Origin of the sequence: Burkholderia sp. A2 (assembly GCF_001729305.1) — a bacterium.
GTDB classification, from domain to species: Bacteria; Pseudomonadota; Gammaproteobacteria; order Burkholderiales; family Burkholderiaceae; genus Burkholderia; species Burkholderia sola.
On sequence record NZ_LZXX01000010.1, the window covers coordinates 1 to 254 of the forward strand.

The 254-nt window shown below is 70.9% G+C and carries 1 protein-coding gene; it reads right to left on the reverse strand.

Features of this window, described 5'->3' with window-relative positions:
• On the reverse strand, window positions 1-254 hold a 254-nt coding region (locus tag A9Z05_RS37385), incomplete at both ends, for an MFS transporter (RefSeq protein WP_256121813.1).

Here is a 254-nt window from a genome sequence, read left to right on the forward strand (position 1 = left end):
CACGCGCCAGCCCCAGCTGCCGAACGCTTCCTCGCCGATGAACGTGCGCACGCCCAGGATCACGAGCAGCGACAGGAACAGGCCGAGCGTGGCCGTCGTCTGGATCCACGCGGTGTAGAAGCCGCGCCGGTTGGCCGGCGCATGCTCGGCGACGTAGGTCGCCGCGCCGCCGTACTCGCCGCCGAGCGCGAGGCCCTGCAACAGCCGCATCGCGATGAAGATCACGGGAGCGGCGATGCCGATCGACGCGTAGC